The following is a 24,401-nucleotide window of genomic DNA, read 5'->3' as shown; positions in this document are numbered from 1 at the left end:
CTTGTCACGGCGCAGGGTGGATGAAACGGAGCGCTGTCGTAGCCCGGATGCAATCCGGGAGCGTGCTGCCTGCTCCCCGGATTACATCCGGGCTACAAAAGCTAGAACCAGGCATCCTGCATGCCCAGGCAGGTATCGTCGCGGGCTTCGAGGATGGCCAGGTCGTGGTGGCAGCTCGGCACTTCCCAGGTCAGGAAGTAGCGTGCAGCCTGCAACTTGCCCTGGTAGAAGTCGGCATCGGCGGCGTTGCCGCGCGCCAGGCCCTCTTCGGCGCGGATCGCCTGCTCCAGCCAGCGCCAGCCGATCACCGTGTGGCCGAACACCTTGAGGTACAGCGCCGAGTTGGCCAGGCCCTGGTTGACCTTGCCTGCCATCAGGTCGCCGAGCAGGGCCAGGGTCACTGTTTGCAGGCGGGCCAGCAGTTGCTCCAGCGGCTGGCGCAGGGCGGTCAGCGTGGGGTGAGCTTCGGCGCGCTGGCAGGTACCGTGGATCAGCTTGAGCAGTTGCTTGAGCGCCGCACCGCCATTCATCGAGACCTTGCGCCCCAGCAGGTCGAGTGACTGGATGCCGTGGGTGCCTTCATGGATCGGATTCAGGCGGTTGTCGCGGTAGTACTGTTCCACCGGGTATTCGCGGGTGTAGCCGTGGCCGCCGAGAATCTGGATGGCCAGCTCGTTGGCCTTCAGGCAGAACTCCGAGGGCCAGGATTTGACGATCGGCGTGAGCAGGTCGAGCAGTTCTAGGGCGGTCTTGCGCTGCTCCTCGGTCTCCAGGGTCTGGGTGTCGTCGAACAGCCGCGCAGCGTAAAGGCCGAGGTCGAAGGCACCTTCTACATAGGCCTTCTGGGTCAGCAGCATACGGCGTACGTCGGCGTGCTCGATGATCGACACCTGCTGCGAAGCCGGGTCCTTGCCATCCGGGTGACGGCCCTGCGGGCGGTTGCGTGCGTAGTCCAGCGAGTACAGGTAGCCGGCGTAGCCGAGCATTATCGCGCCCATGCCGACGCCGATGCGCGCCTCGTTCATCATCTGGAACATGTAGCTCAGGCCGTGGTGCGGCTTGCCCACCAGATAGCCGACGCAGTCGTCGTTATCGCCGAAGTTCAGCGCGGTGGAGGTGGTGCCGCGCCAGCCCATCTTGTGGAACAGGCCGGCCAGCAGGGCGTCGTTGCGCTTGCCCAGGCTGCCGTCGTCGTTGACCAGGAACTTGGGCACGAGAAACAGGCTGATGCCTTTCACCCCGGGCGGTGCGTCCGGCAGCTTGGCCAGCACCATGTGCACGATATTCTCCGAGATCGGCTGGTCGCCGCCGGAGATGAAGATCTTGTTGCCCTTGATCCGGTAGCTGCCATCGGCGTGCGGCTCGGCCTTGGTACGGATGTCCGACAGCGAGGAGCCGGCATGCGGCTCGGTCAGGGCCATAGTGCCGAAGAAGCGGCCGTCGATGATCGGTTGCAGGTATTTGTGCTTCTGCTCGTCATTGCCGAAGGCTTCGATCAGGTTGGCCACGCCCATGGTCAGCATCGAGTAGGAACTGGTGGCGATGTTGGCCGACTGGAAGTGGGCGAAGCAGGCCTGCGACAGCAGGTTGGGCAGCTGCATGCCGCCGTGCTCGAAGTCGCGGGTGGCGTTGAGGAAACCTGCTTCGTGGAAGGCGCGCAGGGCCGGCTCGACTTCCGGGATCAGCACCGCGGCGCCGTCCACGTATTGCGGCTCATGTTCGTCGTTCTTGCGGTTGTGCGGGGCGAACAGCTCCTCGGCGATGCCGCGGGCGGTGCCGATGGCGGCATCGAAGGTCTCGCGGTTGTGTTCGGCGAAACGCTCGCGCTGGGTCAGGGCTTCGGCATCGAGTACTTCGTAAAGCTCGAAGGCCAGGTTGCGGGAACTGAGCAGAGTCTCGGACATGGGGCGTGCCTCCAATGGAATGGCTGGAGTCTAGGTCGGTGAATGAAGGCTGCCTAGCAACATCCATAAGCGTGATAAAGCGATAGAACTTGGCGCTTTCTCACTTCTCCCATTAATGGGGGTTGGTGGGGGAAGGTGTTGCCCCGTGCCATGCGTCGTGGCAGGCATCCGGGCTACAATTCGCGCCTCGCGAGGATTTTTCCATGAACTACCGTCACGCCTTCCACGCCGGCAACCATGCCGACGTGCTCAAGCACATCACCCTGAGCCGCCTCATCGCCTTGCTGTCGCGCAAGGAGGCGCCGTTCGTCTGCCTCGACAGCCATGCCGGCGTCGGCCTCTATGACCTCAAGGGCGACCAGGCCAGTCGCACCGGCGAATGGCTGGAAGGCATCGCCCGCCTGTGGGATGCGCCGGACCTGCCCGAACTGACCGCCGACTACTTCGGCGTGCTGCGCGCGCTCAACCCGGATGACCAGCTGCGCTACTACCCCGGCTCGCCCGAGCTGGCGCGCCAGCTGACGCGCATGCAGGACCGTGTGCTGCTTAATGAGAAACACCCGGAAGATGGCCAGCTGCTGAAAGACAACATGCGCGGCGACCGCCGCGTGGCCGTGCACCTGGGCGAAGGCTGGCACGTGCCGCGCGCCCTGTTGCCGGTCGCGGAGAAGCGCGCCTTGCTGCTGATCGACCCGCCGTTCGAGCAGGCCGACGAGCTGGAGCGCTGCATCACCGCGCTGAACGAAAGCATCGCGCGCATGCGCCAGACCGTGGTGGCGATCTGGTACCCGATCAAGGACGAGCGTCAGCTCAAGCGCTTCTACCAGGGCCTGGAGAAATCCAGCGCGCCCAAGCTGCTGCGCGTCGAGCTGTTCGTGCACAGCCCGGACGACGCCACCCGCCTCTCCGGCTCCGGCCTGGCCATCGCCAACCCGCCCTGGGGGCTGGAAGACGAGCTGAAACAGCTGCTGCCCTGGCTGGCGGGCAAGCTGGCGCAGAGCAAGGGTGACTGGCGGTTGGATTGGCTGATCGAGGAAAAGTGATCCACGGCCCGGTCCCAGCGCGGGTAGCCGAGTCGGTGCCTTATTTGCTGCGCTGACGCGGGTCGACGTAGTAGCTCAGCTGCTGGCGCGGATTGAGGTATTCGAGTGCCTCCACCGGTAGCTGCGCGGGGCGCAGGCTGCGGACGATGGCCAGGTTGGGTTCTTCTTCGAGGTTGACGATCAGTGCCTCTTCCTTGGGGATCTTGGGCTCGAACAGAATCAGCGTCGGCTTCAGCGGCAGGCTCGGGTGCATGCCCAGCACCAGGGCGTAACGTTCGTCCTCCAGCTGCACCAGGCTGCCCGGCGGGTAGACACCCATGCTGCGGATAAAGGCTTTCAGCGCCACCTCGTCGAAGCGCTCGCGCTGCTGGCTGAACATCTTCGCCAGGGCTTCGTGCGGGCTGATGGCGTCGCGCGGGTTGAGCGGGTTGCACAGGTTGTCGAAGTGGTTGGTGATGCACACCACCCGGCTCAGTCGGCCGATTGCTGCTTCGTGCAGGCCGCGTGGGTAGCCGCTGCCGTCGCAGTGTTCATGGTGCTCGTGGATGATCCGCAACACTTCGTCGTCGAGCATCAGCTGCTGGCCGCGGCGCAGGCCGAACTCGGTGTGCAGCTGGAATAGTTGTTGCTCGGGACGGGTCAGCGGTTCGGTCTTGAGCAGCACCTTGCTCGGCACTTCCATCTTGCCGATGTCGTGCAGCAGCGCGCCCAGGCCCAGGCTGTGGCAGGCCTCGGCGTCGTAGCCGAGCTGGCGCCCGAGCATCACCGACAGCACCGTGACGTTGAGCAGGTGCGAGTAGGCATCATCGGCGGCCTTGCCATTGATGCTGTGCAGGGCCGCACCGTCTTCGCCGAGCAACGCCGCGACCAGTTCGCGGACCACTTCGCCGGCCTGCTTGAGCGCTTCTTCCGGCTGGTTGCGCAGGGTCTGGTTAAGTGTCTTGACCCGCTGGCTGGCCTGGACAAAGGTGCGATCCACTTCGGCCAGGCGCTTGCGTAGTACGCCGAGCTTGGCGGCGCGGGCCTGGCGAGCGAGTTCCGCGGGGTCCGGTTTGGCCTGCTCGACGGGCGCCGCTACCGGCTCGCTGGGTTGCAAGGGCAGTGGCGTGCAGTCGCTGCGCGCCGGGTCATAGCGCAGGCGCTGCAGGCCGAGGGCACGCAAGGCCTTGAGCTGCGCCTCGTCCTTGATCTTGAAGTTGCTGAAAGTGAAGTCGTGCTCCCACCAGCCGAGCTCGAGCTGGACATACAGGCCGATGCACAGTTGCTCGGGGGTGATGTAGACGGCGGGGGCTGCGGGCATGCTGGTGTCGAAGGCTGCTGGCTATGTGCTGGCAGTCTAGCGTTTCGTGCGCGAACTGGCAGTAGTGCGCGGGCCTGGTGCGTGGTTAATCCTGGGAGTCTGCTGCGCTGGTTTCTCAGTCGCGGCCGAGTTCCTGTTCGACTTCATCCGCCCAGGCCAGCCAGGACTGCTCGCCGAGGATGCCGCGGCGTAGGGTCAGGTAGGGCAGGCGCAGCGCCTGGCGTTGCTCCTCGGGCAGGGCCTGGTAGTCGCGTTCGATGCTGAGCAGGCTGTCCAGGGTCTTGCGGTGCACGGCTACATGGCGCTGCATTTCTTCGCGCAGGTTGGCGGTCGAGGTATGCGCGCCCGCGTACAACTTCACCAGCAGCGCATCGTTGATCTTGTTCGGCTGCACCGGCTCGCCCAGCCAGCGCAGTAGTTCGGCGTGACCGGCGGCAGTGAGGCGGTAGATCTTCTTGTCCGGGCGGGTTTCCTGGGCCTCGGCCTCGAACTCCAGCCAGCCGGCTTCGCTGAGCTTCTTCAGTTCCAGGTAGACCTGCTGATGCTTGGCGTTCCAGAAGTAGCCGAGGCCATCCTTGAAGCGCTTGAGCAGGTCGTAGCCGCTGCCGGGTTCGCTTTCCAGGAGGATGAGGATGGCGTGCTTGAGCGACATGGGCGGGGTTTACCGGCGGCTGTAGAGATGCACCGCAGTATACGGATTATGCAAAAAGTTGCATACTCGACCGATGCTGCCTAGTATGCAAAAAATTGCATAACAACAATAACGCAGGAGCCCTCCATGAAACGCACCGGTACCCGCTTCCGTCCGCGCCTGGTTCGCGATGACTACGACGCCATCATCATCGGCTCCGGCATCGGCGGCCTGACCACCGCCGCGCTGCTGGCCAAGCTCGGCAAGCGCGTGTGCGTGCTGGAGCAGCACTACACCGCCGGCGGTTACACCCACAGCTATGAGCGCGAAGGCTACGAGTGGGATGTGGGCGTGCACTATATCGGCGAGGTGCACAAACCCTGGTCGGCGATCCGCCGGGTGTTCGATGTGATCAGCGACGGCAACCTCGAGTGGGCGCCGATGGATGCCCATTACGACCGCATCGTCATCGGTGAGCAGACCTACGACTACGTGGCCGGTCGTGAGGAATTCAAGGCCGAGATGGCGCGCCACTTTCCCGGGGAAACTGCGGTGCTCGAGCGTTATGTCGACCTGCTCAGCGAGGTCAGCGCCAAGGTGCCGCGCTTTTTCGCCGGGCAAGCCCTGCCACGCTCGCTGGGCATGCTCTACGGCAAATTGCGCCGCCTGTGGCTGCCGGATTACTTCTTCAAGACCACCCGCGAAGTGCTCGAAGGCCTGACCAGCAATCAAGAGCTGATCGGCGTGCTCACCGCGCAGTGGGGCGACTACGGCCTGCCGCCAGCCGAGGCAGCCTTCGTTATGCACGCCATGGTCGCCAAGCACTACATCACTGGCGGCAACTACCCGGTGGGCGGTGCGACGAAGATTTCCGAAACCATCATCCCGGTGATCGAAGCGGCCGGCGGCCATGTGTTCACCTATGCCGGGGTCGACAAGATCCTGGTGGAGAACGGTCGTGCGGTCGGCGTACGCATGCAGAAGGATGGCTTCGAGATTCGCGCGCCACAGATCGTCAGTTGCGCCGGCCTGGTGCCGACCTATACCCGTCTGCTCGAACCACAGGTGGCCAGTGACCATGGCCTGCTGGAGCAACTGCCCAAGGTCAAACTGTCGGCCGCCACCCTGTGCCTGTACGCCGGCTTCAAGGGCAGCGCCGCCGAGCTGAAGCTGCCGAAGACCAACTACTGGGTCTACCCGACCCATGATCACGACCACAACGTCAGCAGTTTCATGGCCGGGCAAAATCCGGCGATGCCACTGATCTACATCAGCTTCCCCTCGGCCAAGGACCCAGCCTGGGATGCGCATTACCCGAACAAGGCCACGGTGGAAATCGTCGCGCCGACCCAGCCGCAGTGGTTCGCCCAGTGGAAGGGCACTACCTGGGGCAAGCGTGGCGCCGACTACGAGGCGTTCAAGGCGCAGCTCACCGAGCAGTTGCTGGAGACCCTCTACCAGCACCAGCCACAACTGCGCGGCGCGCTGGATTTCTGCGAGCTGGGCACGCCGCTGTCCACCGAGTGGTACCAGTGGAACGAGCAGGGCGAGATCTATGGCATCGACCACACGGTAGAGCGCTTCGAGCAGCACTGGATTCACAGCCAGACACCGATCAAGGGCCTCTATCTGACCGGAGCCGATACGGTGACGGCAGGGGTTGGCGGCGCGCTGATGGCCGGCGTACTGACCGCCTCGCGCATGCTCGGTTGGCGTGGCTACCGGGTCGGCCAGCTGCTGAAGAGCTGGAAGCCGGAGATGAAGGCCGAGGCCGGAGAGCCGACGCAGGCTCTGTAAGCGCCGGTTCGCTCCCTCGCGCCGGAGCGCACCGAGCCATTGGGGTGCTGGATAGGCAAAGCGTTATCCACCCCCAGCCGCATTCGGCCATGGATAGCGGCTCGCCATCGTCGACGATGAAGTTCGTGGGGGGGGAAGCCGCGGGGTTCACCCGCCCTAAGGCCTGATTCTGTAGGAACCAGCTTGCTGGCGATGCGCAGGCAGCGATTCCGCTGATCGCCAGCAAGCTGGCTCCTACAAAAGCTTGTGCTGAGAAACAGTCTCTACAATGTTTGCCAGTCCGCGTAGAGTGGATGACCACCCAACTGCGCAACCTTTTCCACCGATGAGCTAAGGCAGGCCGCTGCTGTGGGCGATGCGTCTGCCCCAATGGGGGCTGCCCCCCCGCTTAGTTTCAGCCGGCCTCTGTTGCCCGCTGCTGCAACTGCTCGGCCAATTGCCCGAGGGCCTGACCGTGTTGCTGCAGTTCAGCCATGGTGCTGGTATCCAGCGGTGGCGGGTTAATGGCGTTGGCCTGGTCGGCGCTTGCCTGCAGCAGTTGCTCCAGCTGAGCAGCGGCATCCAGGGCCTGGCTGTGCTGCTGGGCGAGTGTGGCGATGTGCCCGGCAATCTGCAGGCGGGCGTCTTCGACGGCCGACTGATCGGCCTCGGCCAGGTTGCTGGCGTGTTGGTCGGCGCGCTGTAGATCGTCGCGGATGCCGACCACGGTGCGGCGGATTTCCTGGGAAAAATCGGCCGAGCGGCTGGACAGGGCGCGCACCTCGTCGGCGACCACGGCGAAGCCACGCCCGCTGTCGCCCGCTCGCGCGGCCTCGATGGCGGCATTCAGGGCGAGCAGGTTGGTCTGTTTGGCAATCGAGTCCATGTCATCGCTGGCGCGCAGGATCGCCTCGGCCTGGGTGGTGACCTGACGCATCTGGCTGGCCAATTCGCCGGCCTGCTGGCGGCTTTGCTGCAGGCTGGCGGTCAGGCTGGCAAGCGCCGCCTCGCTGTCTGGCCGCGCGTCCTGGCTATCCTGTGGGGCGCTCTGGATCGGCGCCAGCAGGTGGGCGGCGTGTGCGCGTTGTTGTGCCAGCTGCTCGAGCAGCATCTGCCAGTGCTGGTGCTGGACGGCATCATGGGCGTGCAGTTGCTGCTGCAGCTGTTCGAGTCGCTGCAGTTGCATGGCGCTGTGGTTGCTCAGATTGGCGGCCAGCGGTGGCAGCCAGTCGGGCGTGGCGGCGATGATCGGGCGCGGCTGCGACAGCGCCTGCCAGTGGGTTGCGGTGGCCAGAGCCGGCAACAGGCCGAAGCTGAGGATGGCGCCGCAGGGCACGGCAATCCACAGCGGCAGGCCGCCCCAGAGCGCTGCGCCGATCAGCAGCCAGGGCGTGATCTGCAACGCCAGCGCGACCGGGCCGAAGGCTTTCGGTGGAATCTCGTGGATATCGGAAAAGCGCGTGCTGTGCATGGCTGGCCGTGAACACGGACTCCTGGCTGGAATGAGTGGCCCGCCATGTGGCGGGCGTGCTGCCAGTGAGTGTAAGCGTTCTTAGGCGGGCAGGCACACGCCGGTGCCACCCAGCCCGCAGTAGCCGCCCGGGTTCTTCGCCAGATACTGCTGGTGGTAGGCCTCGGCGTAATAGAAGGTCGGCGCCGCGGCGATTTCGGTGGTGATGGAGCCGAAACCGGCGCGCTCCAGCTGGCCCTGGAACATCACCTGGCTGACTTGTGCCGCCTGTAGCTGGGCATCGTCGCTGCAGTAGATGGCCGAGCGGTACTGGGTGCCGACATCGTTGCCCTGGCGCATGCCCTGGGTCGGGTTGTGCGCTTCCCAGAACACCTTGAGCAGTTGCTCGTAGCTGGTCTGCTGCGGATCGAAGACTACCAGCACCACTTCGGTATGGCCGGTCAGGCCGGAGCAGACTTCGTCGTAGGTCGGGTTCGGCGTATGCCCACCGGCATAGCCGACCGCCGTGCTCCACACCCCCGGTTGCTGCCAGAAACGCCGCTCCGCGCCCCAGAAGCAGCCGAGGGCGAACACCGCCTGCTGCAGGCCGGCGGGGAAGGGTGGCTGCAGCGGGTTGCCGTTGACGAAGTGCTGGGCCGGCACCGGCATGGGCGTTGCGCGACCGGGCAGAGCCTGTTCGGCCGTCGGCAGTTCGAGCTTGTGGGCAAGGATTTGCGAGCGCAGGACCATGGGAGTTCCTCGGTGCGGCGAAATGGGCGGGTTATAGCTTACCCCGGTCAGGCTGACCGGTCGGCGCTAAGTGATAGACGTCGTCGAGCGGCAAAAATTACCAGCTTGCGGCTCTATCTCCGATTCAGGGGGAAGGGCTTACGCGCCCCGACAGGGATAACGCCGCAGGCGCTCGATCAGCTCGCGACTGGAGATCGGTCGGTCGAACAGGTAGCCCTGGCCGACATCGCACTTGTGCCGACGCAGGAAGGCCAGCTGGGCGGCGGTCTCAATGCCTTCTGCGACCACCTTGAGCTTGAGGTTGTGGGCCATGGCGATCACCGCCGAGGTGATCTCCATGTCGTCCTGGTTCTCGGGAATGTCCTTGATGAAGCTGCGGTCGATCTTGATCACGTCGATCGGGAACTTCTTCAGGTAGCTCAGCGAGGAGTAACCGGTGCCGAAGTCGTCCATCGCCAGGGTCAGACCCAGGGCCTTGAGGCGGGCGACCTGCTGGCGGGTGTCGTCGCTGCCTTCGAGCAGCAGGCTCTCGGTCAGCTCCAGCTCCAGCAGGTGCGGCGGCAGTTGTTCCTCGTCGAGGATGGCAGCGATCGAGCCGACCAGATCCGGGTCGGTGAACTGCTTGGGTGACAGGTTGATCGCCACCTGCACCTGGCCCATGCCGAGGGCGGCCAGTTCCAGGCTGACGCGGCAGGCCTGGCGCGCCACCCATTTGCCGATCGGGATGATCAGCCCGGTTTCCTCGGCGACGCTGATGAACTGCTCCGGATTGATCATGCCTTTTTCTGGATGCAGCCAGCGCAACAGGGCTTCCAGGCCGGTGAGCTGGCCGGTCTTGAGGCACAGCTTGGGCTGGTAGTAGACCTCCAGCTCGTTCTGGGTGAGGGCGCGGCGCAGGTTGTTCTCGACGAACAGCTTGTAGTGCGCCTCGGCATTCAGCGCCTCGGTGAAAATCTGCACCTGGTTCTTGCCGTTGGCCTTGGCCTTGTGCAAGGCCAGGCCGGCGTGCTTCATCAGCACATGCGGGTCGTCGCCGTGGGCTGGCGCGCAGGCCAGGCCGACCGAGGCAGTGACGCTGATCAACTGGTTGTCGACGAACAGCGGCTTGTCCAGGGTCTGCAGGATTTCCGCGGCCAGCTGCAGGCCGCCCTGTTCATCGGCGCCATCCAGCAGCACGGCGAATTCGTTGCTGGCAAAGCGCGCCAGGCTGGTGTTCTGGCTCAGGCTGTTGCGCAGGCGGCGGGCCAGGCTCGACAGCAGCTTGTCACCGGTCTGGTGGCCGAGGCTGTCGTTGATCCGCTTGAAGTTGTCGATGTCGACCAGCAGCAGGTTGAACGGCCGGCCGTTGTTGCGCGCGAAGCGCTCTTCCAGGCTGCGGATGAAGTATGGCCGATTGCCCAGGCCGGTGAGGTTGTCGCTGTAGGCCAGGCGCTCGATGCGCTGCTGGGCCAGCTTACCCTGGGTGATGTCTTCGTAGATGCCGATGTAGTGAGTCAGCTCGCCGTCGTCGTTGTACACCTTGGAGATCGACAGCTGGCCCCAGTACGGCTCGAAGTTCTTGCGCCGACTGCGGAACTCGCCCTGCCAACTGCTGCGTTCTGCCAGGCCGGACTGCGGGTCGAACAGCACGTCGCCGAGGTTCTCCAGGGCCGGCAGGTCGGAGATGCGCCGGCCGTGGACTTCCTCGCTGCTGTACTGGGTGATCGAGGTGAAGCTTGGGTTGACGTACTCCACCAGGCCGTCACGGTCGATCAGCAGGAAGGCGCTGGCGCTCTGTTCCACTGCGCGCTGGAATAGGTGCAGGGCGCTGGTGGCGTCACGCCGCTGCTGGTGGCTCATGACCTGACCGAACTGGTCGGCCAGCTCGCCGGCGAAGGCTACTTCGTCGCTCTGCCAGATGCGCGGCGCGCCGATATGCTCCAGGCACAGCACGCCGACCACCTCGCCACCCAGGCGCACGCTGGCGTCGAGCAGGGCATTGATACCCAGCGGCTTCAGGTAGTCCTGCGCCAGCTCGGCGGTGCGTGGGTCGAGTTGGGCGTTGTGTGCGTCGATGGCGCGGCCGCTGTGCAGAGCTTCGAGGTACTGCGGATAGGGGCGCGCATCGATGGCGGCCGGCAGCTCGTGGCGATCAATATCGCGGCGGTACATGGCCACCGGCTGCAGGTTGTCGCCGTGCAGTAGCCAGACACTGGCGCGGGCCACGTCGTAGGTTTCGCAGGCGGCTTGGGTAATCAGCTCGGCGGCCTCGCGCAGCGGGTCCAGCGCGCTGTAGCGATGCCGGGCCAGGCGCACGATCAGACTTTGCTGGGCGCGCGAGCGGATCAGGTGCTGCAGATGCTCGTCCTGGGCGCGCTGGTACAGCTCCACTGCGGCTTGCAGTTTGACGTTCTGCGCTTCGAGTTCCTGCAGGCGTTCACCGGGGCTGTCGTCGTGGCGGGCGGTGACCAGCAGATAGCCGCGCAGCAGCGGGCGGTTGTGCAGCAGATAGGGTTCGCCGATTTCCAGCAGGCTGAGGGTGCCGCGAGGTGAATGCAGGTTGTAGCGCACTGCGTAGTGCTGGCTGGCAACTAGTTGCTGCTGGATCTCGTCGTGCAGGCGGTAGCGTGCTTCCGGCTCCATCAGGCTGGCGAAGGGTGAGTCGATCAGCGCGCAAAGGTCGCTGGCGGCCACGCCCAGCTGACGTTCGCAGGTCGGGTCCAGATAAAGCAAGGCCCAGCTGGCCTCGTTCAACCGCTCGAAACGCAGCATGCCCAGGCGCGATGGCACTGGCAACTGCGTCACAACCTCGGCCGCCGTACGGCTGGCGGCATCGGGATGGCTTTTCATCAAGCGGTTGGCTTCCAGTATGCTGCTGGGGTTCAGGCCAAGAGCCTGTGTCATCAATCAAGTTCGGCAAGGGTGCATTATGCAGCTGGGACTGACAAGAAGACTTAGCGGGTTATTGCTGTTACTCAGCCTGGGTGGCGCTGCCCCCGTGGCGGTAGCGGCCGAGGCTCAGCTGGGCGGGGATGAGCAGGCGCGTTACCTGGCCGAGCTCAAGCGCCTGTACCTGACTCAGGATGAGCGCAAGGCGTTGCTGGCGCACAGCAATACCCTGCTGGATACCTATGCCCTGCGCGCCGCCTACCAGGTGGGCCAGGCGCAGCGCAGCGACCTGCGTTACCAGCTGAGTGTTCCGGCGCCCGGCGAGCTGCTGATACGCCAGGAGGTGCGGGCCGAGAAGGGCATGGACCTGACCGTGAGCAATCAGCGCCTCTCGGTGTTCGGCCTCGACCCCTACATCCGCTACGAATGCCCGACCACCGGCATCGTCTGCGTGCTGCAGAATCCGGCCGATGGCAGCCCCTGGTTGCGCGTGTTGCGCGACCACCAAGGCGCGGCCGAGCTGGCCAAGGCGATCAGTTTCCTGATTCGCAATATGCAGAAGAGCTGATCCCGCACAGAACAAGGCCCGGAATTCCGGGCCTTGTTGCATCTGCAGTCGTCAGCGTCCGGCGTCAGAGTACGGAGAAGGGCGCAGCATCATCGGCCTGTCCGACCCGGGCGCTGCTGAGCAGCACCTGGCGGAAGGGTTTGCGATTGCTGAGGGCTGCCTTGTAGGCAGTGTCCTCGGCCTCGGCTGCGCTGTGGCAGATGATGAAGAAGGTATTGAGGTAGACCCGCCAGATCGGTGGCTGGCTCTCGATGGCGACGATGCGAATGTCCACTGCTCTTCCACCACTGCTTTAGAGGTCAGGGAAACCTTAGCAGTTGCGGTGAATCCTGCAGGCGTAAAAAAGCCGCCAGGCCCGGTCGGGCGTGGCGGCCTGGTTTGCGCCGTTACAGCAGCATGGTGCGGATATCGCCAAGCACCTCGCCGAGGCGCTTGGTGAAGCGCGCAGCGGCGGCGCCGTTGATCACCCGGTGATCGTAGGACAGCGACAGCGGCAGGGTCAGGCGCGGCTGGAAGGCCTTGCCGTCCCATACCGGCTGCATGGTCGCCTTGCTCACCCCGAGGATCGCCACTTCCGGCGCGTTGACGATCGGCGTGAAACCGGTGCCGCCAATGTGGCCGAGACTGGAGATGGTGAAGCAGGCGCCCTGCATGGCATCCACCGAGAGCTTCTTGGTGCGCGCCTTCTCCGCCAGTTCGGCGGCCTCGGCGGCCAGCTGCAGCAGGCTCTTCTGGTCGACGTCGCGGATCACCGGGACCAGCAGGCCGTCCGGGGTGTCCACGGCAAAGCCGATGTGCACGTACTTCTTGCGGATCAGCGCCTTGCCCGACGGTGCCAGCGAACTGTTGAAGTCCGGCAGCTCGCGCAGCAGGTAGGCGCAGGCCTTGAGCAGCAGCGGCAGCACGGTCAGCTTCACCCCGGCCTTTTCTGCGACCGCTTTCTGGGCAACCCGGAAGGCTTCCAGTTCGGTGATGTCGGCGTTATCGAACTGGGTCACGTGAGGCACGTTGAGCCAGCTGCGGTGCAGGTTGCTGGCGCCGACCTGCATCAGGCGGGTCATCGGCACTTCTTCGATGGCGCCGAACTTGCTGAAGTCGACTTCCGGAATCGGCGGGATGCCGGCGCCGCCGGTTGCACCAGCCGGCGCTTCTTTGGCCTTCTGCAGCATGGCCTTCACATAGGCCTGTACGTCTTCCTTGAGGATGCGGCCTTTCGGCCCGCTGCCGCTGATGGCGGCCAGGTCGACGCCGAACTCGCGGGCGGTCATGCGCACGGCAGGGCCGGCATGCACCTTGCTGCCGTCACGCACCGGCGCGCTTACCGCGGCTGCGGCTGCCGCCAGAGCGGCGATCGCGCCGACTTCCGCGGCTACGGCCGGAGCGGCGCCGGCTGGAGTAGTGTGTACTGGTGCCGAGGCAGCGGGTGCTGGGGCTGCAGCCGGTGCAGCACCGGCCCCTTGCGGGGCGGATGATGACGCTGCTGAAGCAGCGCCTCCTGCCACGCGCAGCTTGAGGATCAGGTCGCCGGTGCCGACGTCGGCGCCCAGCTGCACCAGCACGGCTTCCACGGTGCCGGCAGCCGGCGCGGGGATTTCCATGCTGGCCTTGTCCGACTCCAGGGTGATCAGCGACTGCTCGGCGGCGATCACGTCGCCTGCCTTGACCAGTACCTCGATGACCTTGGCCTTGCCGGCCGAGCCGATGTCCGGCACCTGGACGTCCTGCACGCTTTCGGCGGCGGTAGCGGCGGGTGCCGGAGCGGCGGCCACGGCAGCCGGCTCGGCAGCAGGTGCCGCCGGTGCGGTGGCAGCGGGAGCAGGCGCCGGTGCGGCAGCGTCCGCGCTGTCCAGTTCCAGCAACTCGTCGCCGGTTTTCAGTTTGTCGCCCAGCTTGACCTTCAGGCTCTTGATCACCCCGGCCTTGGGTGCGGGAATTTCCATGCTGGCCTTGTCCGACTCCAGGGTCAGCAGGCTCTGGTCGGCTTCGATACGGTCGCCGACCTTGACCAGCAGTTCGATCACTTCGCCCTCGCCACTGCCGATGTCGGGCACGCGAATCAATTCACTCATCGCTCAGCTCCTCAGCAATCCAGTGGGTTGGCTTTGTCGGGGTTGAACCCGAACTTGACGATGGCCTCGGCCACCACCTTGGCGTCGATTTCGCCGCGTTCGGCCAGGGCCTCCAAGGCGGTCAGTGCGACCCAGTAGCGATCCACCTCGAAGAAGTGGCGCAGCTTCTGCCGCGAGTCGCTGCGGCCGAAGCCGTCGGTACCGAGCACCTTGTATTCCTTGCTTGGCACCCACTGGCGGATCTGCTCGGCGAACAGTTTCATGTAGTCGGTGCTGGCCACTACCGGGCCCTTGCGCCCGGACAGGCACTGCTCGACGTAGCTCTGCTGCGGCTTCTGCCCCGGATGCAGGCGGTTCCAGCGCTCCACGGCCAGGCCGTCGCGGCGCAGCTCGTTGAAGCTCGGCACGCTCCACACGTCGGCACCGATGTTGAACTCGTCGCGCAGGATCTTCGCCGCCTCGCGCACTTCGCGCAGGATGGTGCCGCTGCCCAGCAACTGGACGTGGTGGGCGGCTTCCTTCTTGTCCTCTTCTAGCAGGTACATGCCCTTGATGATGCCGTCCTCGACGCCTTCCGGCATGGCCGGCTGGGCGTAGGCCTCGTTCATCACGGTGATGTAGTAGAAGACGTTCTGCTGCTCTTCGGTCATCGCCTTGATGCCGTGACGGATGATCACCGCCAGCTCGTAGGCGTAGGTCGGGTCAAAGGTGCGGCAGTTGGGGATGGTCGCGGCGAGGATGTGGCTGTGGCCGTCCTCGTGCTGCAGGCCTTCGCCGTTCAGCGTGGTGCGCCCGGCGGTGCCGCCGATCAGGAAGCCACGGGCGCGGCTGTCGCCGGCGGCCCAGGCCAGGTCGCCGATGCGCTGGAAGCCGAACATCGAATAGAAGATGTAGAACGGCAGCATCGGCTGGTTGTGCGTGGAGTACGAAGTGCCGGCGGCGATCCAGCTGGACATGGCGCCCGCCTCGTTGATGCCTTCCTCGAGGATCTGGCCCTTCTTGTCCTCGCGGTAGAACATCACCTGGTCCTTATCCACCGGCTCGTACAGCTGGCCGACCGAAGAGTAGATGCCCAGTTGGCGGAACATGCCTTCCATGCCGAAGGTGCGCGCCTCGTCCGGCACGATGGGCACGATGCGCTGGCCCAGCTCCTTGTCCTTGACCAGCTGCGAGAGGATGCGCACGAAGGCCATGGTGGTGGAAATATCGCGGTCGCCGGTACCGTCGAGGATGGCCTTGAGGGTTTCCAGCGGCGGCGTCGGGATGCTGAAGCTCTCTGCCCGGCGCTGCGGCACGAAGCCACCGAGCTTGTCGCGGCGTTCCTGCAGGTAGCGCGCCTCGGCGCTGCCCGGCTCGGGTTTGACGAAGGGCAGGTTTTCCAGCTCGTCGTCCTTGACCGGGATGTCGAAGCGATCGCGGAATTTCTTCAGGCTGTCGACGTCGACCTTCTTGGTGTTGTGCGCGGTGTTCTTCGCTTCACCGGCGCCGGTGCCGTAACCCTTGATGGTCTTGGCCAAAACCACGGTCGGCTGGCCCTTGTGGTTGACCGCCTGGTGGTAGGCCGCATACATCTTGTAGGGGTCGTGGCCGCCGCGGTTGAGGTTCCAGATTTCCTGGTCGGAAAGATCCTTGACCATCTCCTTCAGCTCGGGGCTGTTGAAGAAGTGCTCACGCACGAAGGCGCCGTCTTTGGCCTTGTAGTTCTGGTAGTCGCCGTCGACCACCTCGTCCATGCGGCGTTGCAGGATGCCGTCCACATCCTTGGCCAGCAGCGGATCCCAGAAGCGGCCCCAGATCACCTTGTTGACGTTCCACTCGGCGCCGCGGAATACGCCTTCGAGTTCCTGGATGATCTTGCCGTTGCCGCGCACCGGGCCGTCCAGGCGCTGCAGGTTGCAGTTGATCACAAAGATCAGGTTATCCAGCTTCTCGCGGCCGGCCAGGGAGATGGCGCCGAGGGATTCCGGCTCGTCGCACTCGCCGTCACCCATGAAGCACCAGACCTTCTGCTTGCCGGCGGGGATGAAGCCGCGGCTTTCCAGGTACTTCATGAAGCGCGCCTGGTAGATCGCCTGGATCGGGCCCAGCCCCATCGAAACGGTGGGGAACTGCCAGAAGTCCGGCATCAGCCAGGGGTGCGGGTAGGAGGACAGGCCCTTGCCGTCCACTTCCTGGCGGAAGTTGTTCATCTGCTCTTCGCTGATGCGGCCTTCCATGAAGGCGCGGGCGTAGACGCCGGGCGAGGCGTGGCCTTGGAAGAAGATCAGGTCGCCGCCGTGCTCGTCGGTCGGCGCCTGGAAGAAGTAGTTGAAGCCGATGTCGTACAGGGTGGCGCTGGAGGCGAAGCTGGAGATGTGGCCGCCCAGATCCGGGTCTTTCAGGTTGGTGCGCATCACCATGGCCAGCGCGTTCCAGCGCACCAGCGAGCGGATCCGTCGCTCCATGAACAGGTCGCCGGGCATGCGTGCCTCGTGGCCGACCGGAATGGTGTTGCGGTAGGGCGTGGTGATCGCATACGGCAGCTGGGTGCCGCTACGGGTGGCCAGTTCACCCATGCGGGTCAGCAGGTAGTGGGCGCGTTTCTCGCCCTCTTGGTCGAGGACGGATTCCAGGGCGTCCAGCCACTCCTGGGTTTCGACGGGATCAAGGTCTTGCATGGCTTGCTCCAGGGCGGAAAGGCTTCCAGAATCGGAAAGCCTGGGCTCGTGCACGCTTTTGGGGCGGGCGACGTGAAAGTCGTTATTGCCGGGGTTAGACCGGCTGTCTGTAGTTTTACTACAAAATGACGGCTCGCGCAGCGCTTGAGGCACATTCTTTAGTAGTAAAACTACAAGTATTCGATCATCGGAAAGTTGTCGCAACCCACATTGGCCGTTGCTTTCCGCTCCCAAGGATAGACCATGAGCCTGCCTCCACTGGCCGCCGTGCCGGCCCCGCTCCAGCCCCTCGCCGACCGAGCCCGCAGTGTGCTGCTCGCGTCCTGGCCGGCCCTGCGCCAGGAGGCGCTGCAGCGCGTCTGCGCCTGCAGTGACTTTGTCTATGAACAGGCCGTACGCGACCCGCAGCTGTTGCCGACTCTGGCCGATAGTGGCGAGCTGGAGCGGGCTTTTACCCCCGGCGAGCTGCGCGGTCAGTTGCAGGCGTTGCTGACCGACTGTGCCGATGAGGATGAGCTGGGCCGTCGTCTGCGCCGCTTCCGCAATCGCCAGCAGGTGCGCATCGTCTGGCGCGACATCAGTCGCCAGGCTGATCTGGCGGAAACCTGCCGCGACCTTTCCGACCTGGCCGACGCCTGTATCGACCTGGCTTACCACTGGCTCTACCCGCGCCACTGCGAGCAGTTCGGCACGCCCATCGGCCGGCGCAGCGGCGAGGCGCAGCACATGGTCATCCTCGGCATGGGCAAGCTCGGCGCCCATGAACTGAACCTGTCTTCGGACATCGACTTGATCTTCGGCTACCCGGAAGGCGGCGAGACCGAGGGCGTCAAGCGCTCGCTGGACAACCAGGAGTTTTTCATTCGCCTCGGTCAGCGGTTGATCAAGGCGCTGGACCCGATCACCGCCGAAGGCTTCGTCTTCCGCGTCGACATGCGCCTGCGCCCCTACGGTTCGGCCGGCGCCCTAGTGCTCAGCTTCAACGCCCTGGAGCAGTACTACCAGGACCAGGGCCGCGACTGGGAACGCTACGCGATGATCAAGGCGCGCGTGGTCGGCGGCGACCAGGCCGCCGGCAAGCAGTTGCTGGAAATGCTGCGGCCGTTCGTCTACCGGCGTTACCTGGACTTCTCCGCCATCGAGGCGCTGCGCGCGATGAAGCTACTGATCCAGCAGGAAGTGCGGCGCAAGGGCATGGCCGACAACATCAAGCTCGGCTCCGGCGGCATCCGCGAGATCGAGTTCATCGCCCAGGCCTTCCAGCTGATCCACGGCGGCCGCGACCTCAGCCTGCAGCAGCGGCCGCTGCTCAAGGTGCTGGCGACTCTCGAAGGTCAGGGCTACCTGCCGGCGCCGATCATTGCCGAAATGCGCCAGGGCTACGAGTTCCTGCGTTACGTCGAGCACGCCCTGCAGGCCATCGGCGACCGGCAGACGCAGATGCTGCCGGACAACGACCAGGATCGCGCGCGGGTTGCGCTGATCATGGGCTTCGATTCCTGGACGGCGTTCCGCGAGCAGCTGATGCACTGGCGCGGGCGCATCGAGTGGCACTTCCGCCAGGTGATCGCCGATCCCGACGAAGAGGAGGGCGCCGAGGCCGAGCTGTGTGTGGGCAGCGAATGGCTGCCGTTGTGGGAAGAGGCGCTGGACGAGGAAATGGCCGGCCGTCAGCTGGCCGAAGCCGGTTTCAGCGAGCCGGCGGCGGCGCTCAAGCGCCTGATCGACCTGCGTGGTGGTTCACAGGTGCGCACCATGCAGCGCCTCGGTCGCGAGCGCCTGGACGCCTTTATCCCGCGCCTGCTGGCCCAGGCGGTGGAGCACGCCGATCCGGACCTGGTGCTGGAGCGTGTGCTGCCGCTGGTTGAGGCTGTGGCGCGGCGCTCGGCCTACCTGGTACTGCTCACCGAGAACCCCTCGGCGCTGCAGCGCCTGCTGACCCTGTGCGCGGCCAGTCCGTGGATCGCCGAGCAGATCACCCGATTCCCGCTGCTGCTCGACGAGCTGCTCAACGAGGGCCGCCTGTTCAGCCCGCCGCTGGCGCCGGAGCTGGCCGCCGAGCTGCGCGAGCGCCTGACACGGATTCCCGAGGACGACCTGGAGCAGCAGATGGAGGCCCTGCGTCACTTCAAGCTGGCCCACCGTCTGCGTGTGGCGGCTTCGGAGATCGCCGGCACCTTGCCGCTGATGAAGGTCAGCGACTACCTGACCTGGCTGGCCGAGGCCATTCTCGAACAGGTGCTGGCCCTGGCCTGGCGCCACACCGTGGCCAAGCACGGTACGCCGAAGCGCGCCGATGGCAGCCTGTGTGATCCAGACTTCATCATTGTCGGCTATGGCAAGGTCGGCGGCCTGGAGCTGGGGCATGGCTCAGATCTGGACCTGGTGTTCATCCACGACGGCGACTCGCAGGCCGAGACCGATGGCGCCAAGCCGATTGACGGCGCGCAGTTCTTCGCCCGCCTCGGCCAGCGCATCATCCACCTACTGACTACCCAGACCACCTCCGGCCAGCTGTACGAGGTGGATATGCGCTTGCGCCCGTCCGGTGCCTCGGGATTGCTGGTCAGCTCGCTCGGTGCATTCGAGCGCTATCAGCAGAGCGAGGCCTGGACCTGGGAGCACCAGGCGCTGGTGCGCGCCCGCGTACTGGTCGGCTGTGCGCGGGTTGGCGCGGCCTTCGAACAGGTGCGCGCCGCCGTGCTAGGGCGTGAGCGTGATCTGCCCAAGCTGCAGGCGGAAGTCAGCGAGATGCGCGCGAAGATGCGCGACAACCTCGGCACCCCGGCAACCGCCGCCGGCCGGGGCGCCAATGCCTTCGACGCCGCGGCTTCCTTCGATCTGAAGCAGGACGCCGGAGGTATCGTCGATATTGAATTTATGGTGCAATACGCGGCCCTGGCGTGGTCGCGGCAACATCCGCAACTGCACCGCTACACCGACAATATCCGCATCCTCGATGGCCTGCGCGATGCCGGGCTGATGCCCGCCGCCGACGTCGAACTGTTGCAGGAGGCTTACAAGGCCTACCGTGCCGCCGCCCACCGGCAGGCGTTGCAGAAGCAGCCGGGCAAGGTCAGTGGTGAGCAGTTTGCCGAGGAGCGCCGCAGCGTGATGCGTCTGTGGCATGAGCTGGGCCTGAGCTAAGCGGCGCACTTAGAGCCGCGACGAATTGATGATTTAGACGAGCACTGAGGAGTAGGCAACGATGTCGATGGCCGATCGTGATGGCGTGATCTGGTATGACGGCAAGCTGGTTGAGTGGCGCAGCGCTACCACCCACGTGCTGACCCACACCCTGCATTACGGCATGGGCGTGTTCGAGGGCGTGCGTGCCTACAACACCCCGCAGGGCACCGCCATCTTCCGCCTGCAGGCGCACACCGACCGCCTGTTCGACTCGGCCCACATCATGGGTATGAAGATCCCGTTCACTAAGGACGAGATCAACGAAGCCACCCGCGCCGCCGTGCGTGAGAACAACCTGGAAACCGCCTACATCCGTCCGATGGTGTTCTATGGATCGGAAGCCATGGGCCTGCGCGCTACCGGCCTGAAGACCCAGGTGATCGTCGGTGCCTGGCACTGGGGCGCCTACATGGGCGAAGAGGCGCTGCAGAAGGGTATCAAGGTGCGCACCAGCTCCTTCACCCGTCACCACGTCAACATCTCGATGACCCGCGCCAAGGCCAACGGCAACTACATCAACTCGATGCTGGCCCTGCAGGAAGCAATCTCCGGTGGCGCCGACGAGGCCATGCTGCTGGACCCGGAAGGCTACGTGGCTGAAGGCTCGGGCGAGAACATCTTCCTGGTCAAGAACGGCGTGGTGTACACCCCGGAAGTGACCTCGTGCCTGAACGGCATCACCCGCGACACCATCCTGACCCTGGCTGGCGAGCTGGGCATCCAGGTGGTCGAGAAGCGCATCACCCGCGACGAGGTGTACATCGCCGACGAGGCCTTCTTCACCGGCACCGCCGCCGAAGTCACGCCGATCCGCGAAGTGGACGGCCGGCAGATCGGTATCGGCAGCCGTGGCCCGGTCACCGAGAAGCTGCAGAAGGCCTATTTTGACCTGGTCACCGGCAAGACCGATGCCCACCCCGAGTGGCGTACCCTGGTCAAATAAGCGGTTGTCTAGGCTGTGCTAGGGAGGCGTATGCCTCCCTGGTCGTTTCTGGAATGAGCATGAAAATACTGATCGTAGGCCCGAGCTGGGTCGGTGACATGGTGATGGCGCAGACCCTGTTCGTCTGCCTCAAACAGCGTCACCCCGACTGCGAGATCGACGTGCTGGCCCCCGAGTGGAGCCGGCCGATCCTCGAACGCATGCCCGAAGTGCGCGCGGCGCTGAGCTTCCCGCTCGGCCACGGGGTGCTGGATATCGCCAGCCGCCGGCGCATCGGCAAGTCCCTGGCCGGCCAGTATGATCAGGCGATCCTTTTGCCCAATTCGCTCAAGTCCGCCCTGGTGCCGTTCTTCGCCGACATCCCGCTGCGTACCGGCTGGAAGGGCGAGATGCGCTACGGTCTTCTCAACGACATCCGCAACCTGGATAAAGAGCGCTACCCGCTGATGATCGAGCGCTTTATGGCGCTGGCTTACGAACCCAATGCGGAGCTGCCCAAGCCCTATCCACAGCCCCGTCTGCAGATCGACGAAGCCAGCCGCAGCGCGGCCCTGGCCAAGTTCGGCCTGAGCCTGGATCGCCCGGTGCTGGCGCTGTGCCCCGGCGCAGAGTTCGGCGAGGCCAAGCGCTGGCCGGCCGAGCACTACGCCAAGGTCGCCGAAGTGAAGATCCGCGCCGGCTGGCAGGTATGGCTGTTCGGCTCGAAGAACGATCATCCGGGCGGCGAAGATATCCGCAATCGCCTGATTCCTGGCCTGCGCGAGGAAGTGGTCAACCTGGCCGGTGAAACCTCGCTGGCCGAGGCTATCGACCTGATGTCCGCCGCCGGCGCGGTAGTCTCCAACGACTCCGGGCTGATGCATGTGGCCGCCGCGCTGAACCGTCCGCTGGTGGGCGTGTATGGCTCTACCTCGCCACAGTTCACCCCGCCGCTCGCCGACCAGGTGGAGATCGTCCGCCTAGGCCTAGAGTGCAGCCCGTGCTTCGAGCGCACCTGCCGCTATGGTCACTACAACTGCCTGCGTGAGCTCAAGCCGCGCCCAGTGATCGAGGCGCTGCAGCGCCTGGTCGCCGATCCGGTCGAGGTCGAATAGTTTGCGGGTACTGCTGATTAAAACGTCTTCCCTAGGCGACGTGGTCCACACCCTGCCGGCGCTGACCGACGCGGCGCGGGCCATTCCCGGCATCCAGTTCGACTGGGTGGTGGAGGAGGGCTTCGCCGAGATCCCGGCCTGGCATCCGGCCGTGGCCCAGGTGATTCCGGTGGCTATCCGCCGCTGGCGCAAGAGCCTCTGGCAAACCCTGAAAAATGGCGACTGGCGCCGCTTCAAAGCGCGCCTGGGCGAGCCCGATTATGACCTGGTGATCGACGCCCAGGGTTTGCTGAAAAGCGCCTGGCTGACCCGCTACGTCAAGGCGCCGATTGCCGGCCTGGATCGCGATTCGGCACGCGAGCCGATTGCCTGTCGCTTCTATGATCGCCTGTACGCGGTACCCAAGGATCAGCATGCCCTGGAACGTACCCGCCAGCTATTTGCTCAGTCACTCGGCTACCCACTGCCGGCCAGTATCGGCGACTACGGCCTGGATCGCGCGGCCATGGCCGATGCCTCGCAGGCGCCTTACCTGCTGTTCCTGCATGGCACCACCTGGGCCAGCAAGCACTGGCCGGAAGCCGACTGGCGCGCGCTGGCCGAACGCATGGCCGGGCAGGGCTGGGCCGTGCGCCTGCCTTGGGGCAACGAGACCGAGAAGGCGCGTGCCGAGCGCATCGTCGCCGGCATCGATGGCGCCGCCGTGCTGCCGAAACTGAATCTGGCAGGCGTGGCCAAGGTGATCGCCGGCGCCACCGCCTGCGTGGCGGTGGACACCGGACTCGGCCATCTGGCCGCAGCGCTGGATGTGCCGAGCATTTCCCTGTACGGCCCGACCCTGCCGGGCCGTGTCGGCGCCTACGGCCGTGGCCAGGTGCACCTGTGCGCCAGCGGGCCGAATGCCGGCAGCGGTGACCGGAACAAGCCCTGCTTCGATGGCCTGGGCGCTGAGCGAGTGGGCAACGAGCTGAACGCCTTGCTCCTGGCGCAGCAGGAGGCGGTGTGATGCAGTTGGCGTTCGTCCTCTACAAGTATTTTCCCTTTGGCGGCCTGCAGCGCGATTTCCTGCGCATCGCCCTGGAGTGCCAGGCGCGTGGCCATGCCATCCGCGTCTACACGCCGATCTGGGAGGGCGAGGTGCCCGCCGGTTTTGACGTGCGCGTTGCGCCGATCAAGGCGTTCTTTAACCACCACCGCAACGAGAAGTTCAGCGCCTGGCTGGCTGCTGACCTGGCGCGCGAGCCGGTGGATCGGGTCATCGGCTTCAACAAGATGCCCGGTCTGGACGTGTATTACGCCGCCGACGGCTGCTACGAAGACAAGGCGCAGACCCTGCGTGCGCCGATCTACAAGCGCTGGGGCCGCTACAAGCATTTCGCCGACTACGAGCGGGCGGTGTTCGCCCCCGAGTCGAAGACCGAGATCCTGATGATTTCCGAGGTGCAGCAGCCGCTCTTCATCAAGCATTACCAAACCCCTGAAGCGCGTTTCCATCTGCTGCCGCCGGGTATCGCCGCCGACCGTCGCGCGCCGGCCAATGCCGGCGAGATCCGCGCCGAGTTCCGCCGTGAGTTCAAGCTGGCCGACGACGACCTGCTGCTGGTGCAGATCGGCTCCGGCTTCAAGACCAAGGGCCTGGACCGCAGCCTCAAGGCGCTGGCCGCCTTGCCGCACGAGCTGAAACAGCGCACCCGGCTGATCGCCATCGGTCAGGACGACCCGCGTTCGTTCCAGCTGCAGGCCAAGGCGCTGGGCGTGTCCGAGCAGGTACAGATCCTCAAGGGGCGCAGCGACATTCCGCGCTTCCTGCTGGGTGCCGACCTGCTGATCCACCCGGCCTACAACGAGAACACCGGCACCGTGCTGCTGGAAGCGCTGGTTTCCGGCTTGCCGGTACTGGTCAGCGATGTCTGTGGCTACGCCCATTACATCGCCGAGGCCGATGCCGGCCGCGTGGTGCCCAGCCCGTTCCAGCAGGAGCGGCTCAACGCCATGCTCGCCGAGATGCTGGTCGACGATGCGGCGCGCAAAAAGTGGAGCGCCAATGGCCTGGCCTTCGCCGACACGGCCGACCTGTATTCCATGCCGCAGCACGCGGCAGACGTGATCCTAGCGGAGCGGGCATGAGTGTTCTTGATCTTGGAGGAGCCAGCTTGCTG

17 protein-coding genes are annotated in these 24,401 nt (G+C 65.2%); 8 read left to right on the top strand and 9 right to left on the bottom strand.

The annotated features are described in order from the left end of the window. Nucleotides 1–101: 101 nt before the first annotated feature. Nucleotides 102–1,904, bottom strand: a complete 1,803-nt coding sequence (locus H3H45_RS02655) for an acyl-CoA dehydrogenase (protein WP_182832197.1) — start codon at nucleotides 1,902–1,904, stop codon at nucleotides 102–104. A gap of 203 nt (nucleotides 1,905–2,107) precedes the next feature. On the opposite strand from H3H45_RS02655, the gene H3H45_RS02650 reads away from it, so the two are divergent. After that, complete coding sequence (locus H3H45_RS02650) at nucleotides 2,108–2,947, top strand: 23S rRNA (adenine(2030)-N(6))-methyltransferase RlmJ (protein WP_182832196.1); 840 nt, start codon at nucleotides 2,108–2,110, stop codon at nucleotides 2,945–2,947. A gap of 40 nt (nucleotides 2,948–2,987) precedes the next feature. Here H3H45_RS02650 and H3H45_RS02645 read toward each other — a convergent pair whose 3' ends face one another. Together H3H45_RS02645 and H3H45_RS02640 are read right to left on the bottom strand one after the other, a co-directional pair. Further along, on the bottom strand, nucleotides 2,988–4,247 hold the full coding sequence (locus H3H45_RS02645; protein WP_182832195.1) for an HD-GYP domain-containing protein: 1,260 nt from the start codon (nucleotides 4,245–4,247) through the stop codon (nucleotides 2,988–2,990). Nucleotides 4,248–4,362: 115 nt separating this feature from the next. Then, nucleotides 4,363–4,899 carry a PadR family transcriptional regulator gene (locus H3H45_RS02640; RefSeq protein ID WP_182832194.1) on the bottom strand — a complete coding sequence of 179 codons (537 nt, stop codon included), beginning with the start codon at nucleotides 4,897–4,899 and terminating at the stop codon, nucleotides 4,363–4,365. A 126-nt stretch (nucleotides 4,900–5,025) separates the two neighbouring features. Between H3H45_RS02640 and H3H45_RS02635 the strand changes: the two genes are divergently transcribed. After that, on the top strand, nucleotides 5,026–6,675 hold the full coding sequence (locus tag H3H45_RS02635; RefSeq protein ID WP_182832193.1) for a phytoene desaturase family protein: 1,650 nt from the start codon (nucleotides 5,026–5,028) through the stop codon (nucleotides 6,673–6,675). Between the two features lie 394 nt (nucleotides 6,676–7,069). On the opposite strand, the gene H3H45_RS19995 is transcribed toward H3H45_RS02635, so the two are convergent. The 3 genes from H3H45_RS19995 to H3H45_RS02620 all read right to left on the bottom strand — a co-directional run bounded on the left by H3H45_RS19995 (nucleotide 7,070) and on the right by H3H45_RS02620 (nucleotide 11,683). Next, entirely contained in the window at nucleotides 7,070–7,765 is a 696-nt protein-coding gene (locus H3H45_RS19995) for a methyl-accepting chemotaxis protein (RefSeq protein WP_407926679.1), read from the bottom strand. 441 nt (nucleotides 7,766–8,206) lie between these two features. Beyond that, on the bottom strand, nucleotides 8,207–8,854 hold the full coding sequence (gene msrA / locus H3H45_RS02625) for a peptide-methionine (S)-S-oxide reductase MsrA (protein ID WP_182832192.1): 648 nt from the start codon (nucleotides 8,852–8,854) through the stop codon (nucleotides 8,207–8,209). A 138-nt stretch (nucleotides 8,855–8,992) separates the two neighbouring features. Continuing rightward, nucleotides 8,993–11,683 (bottom strand): putative bifunctional diguanylate cyclase/phosphodiesterase, encoded by a 2,691-nt coding sequence (locus tag H3H45_RS02620; protein WP_182832191.1) that lies wholly within the window; start codon nucleotides 11,681–11,683, stop codon nucleotides 8,993–8,995. 79 nt (nucleotides 11,684–11,762) lie between these two features. Here H3H45_RS02620 and H3H45_RS02615 point away from each other — a divergent pair, with 79 nt between their 5' ends. Beyond that, a complete protein-coding gene (locus H3H45_RS02615) occupies nucleotides 11,763–12,290 on the top strand; it encodes a hypothetical protein (protein WP_182832190.1) in 528 nt (175 codons plus the stop codon). 64 nt (nucleotides 12,291–12,354) lie between these two features. Here the strand turns inward: H3H45_RS02615 and H3H45_RS02610 are convergent, their stop codons facing one another. From H3H45_RS02610 to aceE, 3 genes are all read right to left on the bottom strand, one after another. Continuing rightward, complete coding sequence (locus tag H3H45_RS02610) at nucleotides 12,355–12,564, bottom strand: hypothetical protein (protein WP_182832189.1); 210 nt, start codon at nucleotides 12,562–12,564, stop codon at nucleotides 12,355–12,357. Between the two features lie 112 nt (nucleotides 12,565–12,676). Next, a complete protein-coding gene (gene aceF / locus H3H45_RS02605; protein ID WP_182832188.1) occupies nucleotides 12,677–14,359 on the bottom strand; it encodes a dihydrolipoyllysine-residue acetyltransferase in 1,683 nt (560 codons plus the stop codon). An 11-nt stretch (nucleotides 14,360–14,370) separates the two neighbouring features. After that, nucleotides 14,371–17,016, bottom strand: a complete 2,646-nt coding sequence (aceE, locus tag H3H45_RS02600; RefSeq protein WP_182832187.1) for a pyruvate dehydrogenase (acetyl-transferring), homodimeric type — start codon at nucleotides 17,014–17,016, stop codon at nucleotides 14,371–14,373. A 243-nt stretch (nucleotides 17,017–17,259) separates the two neighbouring features. Between aceE and glnE the strand changes: the two genes are divergently transcribed. The 5 genes from glnE (at nucleotide 17,260) to H3H45_RS02575 (ending at nucleotide 24,369) form a co-directional block, all read left to right on the top strand. Next, on the top strand, nucleotides 17,260–20,163 hold the full coding sequence (gene glnE, locus H3H45_RS02595; protein WP_182832186.1) for a bifunctional [glutamate--ammonia ligase]-adenylyl-L-tyrosine phosphorylase/[glutamate--ammonia-ligase] adenylyltransferase: 2,904 nt from the start codon (nucleotides 17,260–17,262) through the stop codon (nucleotides 20,161–20,163). 61 nt (nucleotides 20,164–20,224) lie between these two features. Next, entirely contained in the window at nucleotides 20,225–21,148 is a 924-nt protein-coding gene (locus tag H3H45_RS02590) for a branched-chain amino acid transaminase (protein ID WP_182832185.1), read from the top strand. A gap of 59 nt (nucleotides 21,149–21,207) precedes the next feature. Then, a complete protein-coding gene (gene waaF, locus H3H45_RS02585; protein ID WP_182832184.1) occupies nucleotides 21,208–22,242 on the top strand; it encodes a lipopolysaccharide heptosyltransferase II in 1,035 nt (344 codons plus the stop codon). Between the two features lies 1 nt (nucleotide 22,243). Further along, complete coding sequence (gene waaC, locus H3H45_RS02580) at nucleotides 22,244–23,248, top strand: lipopolysaccharide heptosyltransferase I (RefSeq protein ID WP_182832183.1); 1,005 nt, start codon at nucleotides 22,244–22,246, stop codon at nucleotides 23,246–23,248. Then, nucleotides 23,248–24,369 (top strand): glycosyltransferase family 4 protein, encoded by a 1,122-nt coding sequence (locus H3H45_RS02575; RefSeq protein WP_182832182.1) that lies wholly within the window; start codon nucleotides 23,248–23,250, stop codon nucleotides 24,367–24,369. The genes waaC and H3H45_RS02575 overlap by 1 nt, the downstream gene beginning before the upstream one ends. Nucleotides 24,370–24,401 lie beyond the last annotated feature (32 nt).

Origin of the sequence: Aquipseudomonas guryensis (assembly GCF_014164785.1) — a bacterium.
Taxonomy (GTDB): domain Bacteria; phylum Pseudomonadota; class Gammaproteobacteria; order Pseudomonadales; family Pseudomonadaceae; genus Aquipseudomonas; species Aquipseudomonas guryensis.
This window is presented reverse-complemented; position numbering and strand designations above follow the sequence as displayed.

Coding starts and splice junctions, on each gene's coding strand:
- H3H45_RS02655 (WP_182832197.1), bottom strand. CDS start 1,904: ATGTCCGAGACTCTGCTCAGTTCCCGCAACCTGGCCTTCGAGCTTTAC.
- H3H45_RS02645 (WP_182832195.1), bottom strand. CDS start 4,247: ATGCCCGCAGCCCCCGCCGTCTACATCACCCCCGAGCAACTGTGCATC.
- H3H45_RS02615 (WP_182832190.1), top strand. CDS start 11,763: ATGCAGCTGGGACTGACAAGAAGACTTAGCGGGTTATTGCTGTTACTC.
- aceF (WP_182832188.1), bottom strand. CDS start 14,359: ATGAGTGAATTGATTCGCGTGCCCGACATCGGCAGTGGCGAGGGCGAA.
- H3H45_RS02650 (WP_182832196.1), top strand. CDS start 2,108: ATGAACTACCGTCACGCCTTCCACGCCGGCAACCATGCCGACGTGCTC.
- H3H45_RS02590 (WP_182832185.1), top strand. CDS start 20,225: ATGTCGATGGCCGATCGTGATGGCGTGATCTGGTATGACGGCAAGCTG.
- H3H45_RS19995 (WP_407926679.1), bottom strand. CDS start 7,765: ATGCTGCTCGAGCAGCTGGCACAACAACGCGCACACGCCGCCCACCTG.
- H3H45_RS02640 (WP_182832194.1), bottom strand. CDS start 4,899: ATGTCGCTCAAGCACGCCATCCTCATCCTCCTGGAAAGCGAACCCGGC.
- msrA (WP_182832192.1), bottom strand. CDS start 8,854: ATGGTCCTGCGCTCGCAAATCCTTGCCCACAAGCTCGAACTGCCGACG.
- H3H45_RS02620 (WP_182832191.1), bottom strand. CDS start 11,683: ATGAAAAGCCATCCCGATGCCGCCAGCCGTACGGCGGCCGAGGTTGTG.
- aceE (WP_182832187.1), bottom strand. CDS start 17,016: ATGCAAGACCTTGATCCCGTCGAAACCCAGGAGTGGCTGGACGCCCTG.
- H3H45_RS02575 (WP_182832182.1), top strand. CDS start 23,248: ATGCAGTTGGCGTTCGTCCTCTACAAGTATTTTCCCTTTGGCGGCCTG.
- H3H45_RS02635 (WP_182832193.1), top strand. CDS start 5,026: ATGAAACGCACCGGTACCCGCTTCCGTCCGCGCCTGGTTCGCGATGAC.
- glnE (WP_182832186.1), top strand. CDS start 17,260: ATGAGCCTGCCTCCACTGGCCGCCGTGCCGGCCCCGCTCCAGCCCCTC.
- waaF (WP_182832184.1), top strand. CDS start 21,208: ATGAAAATACTGATCGTAGGCCCGAGCTGGGTCGGTGACATGGTGATG.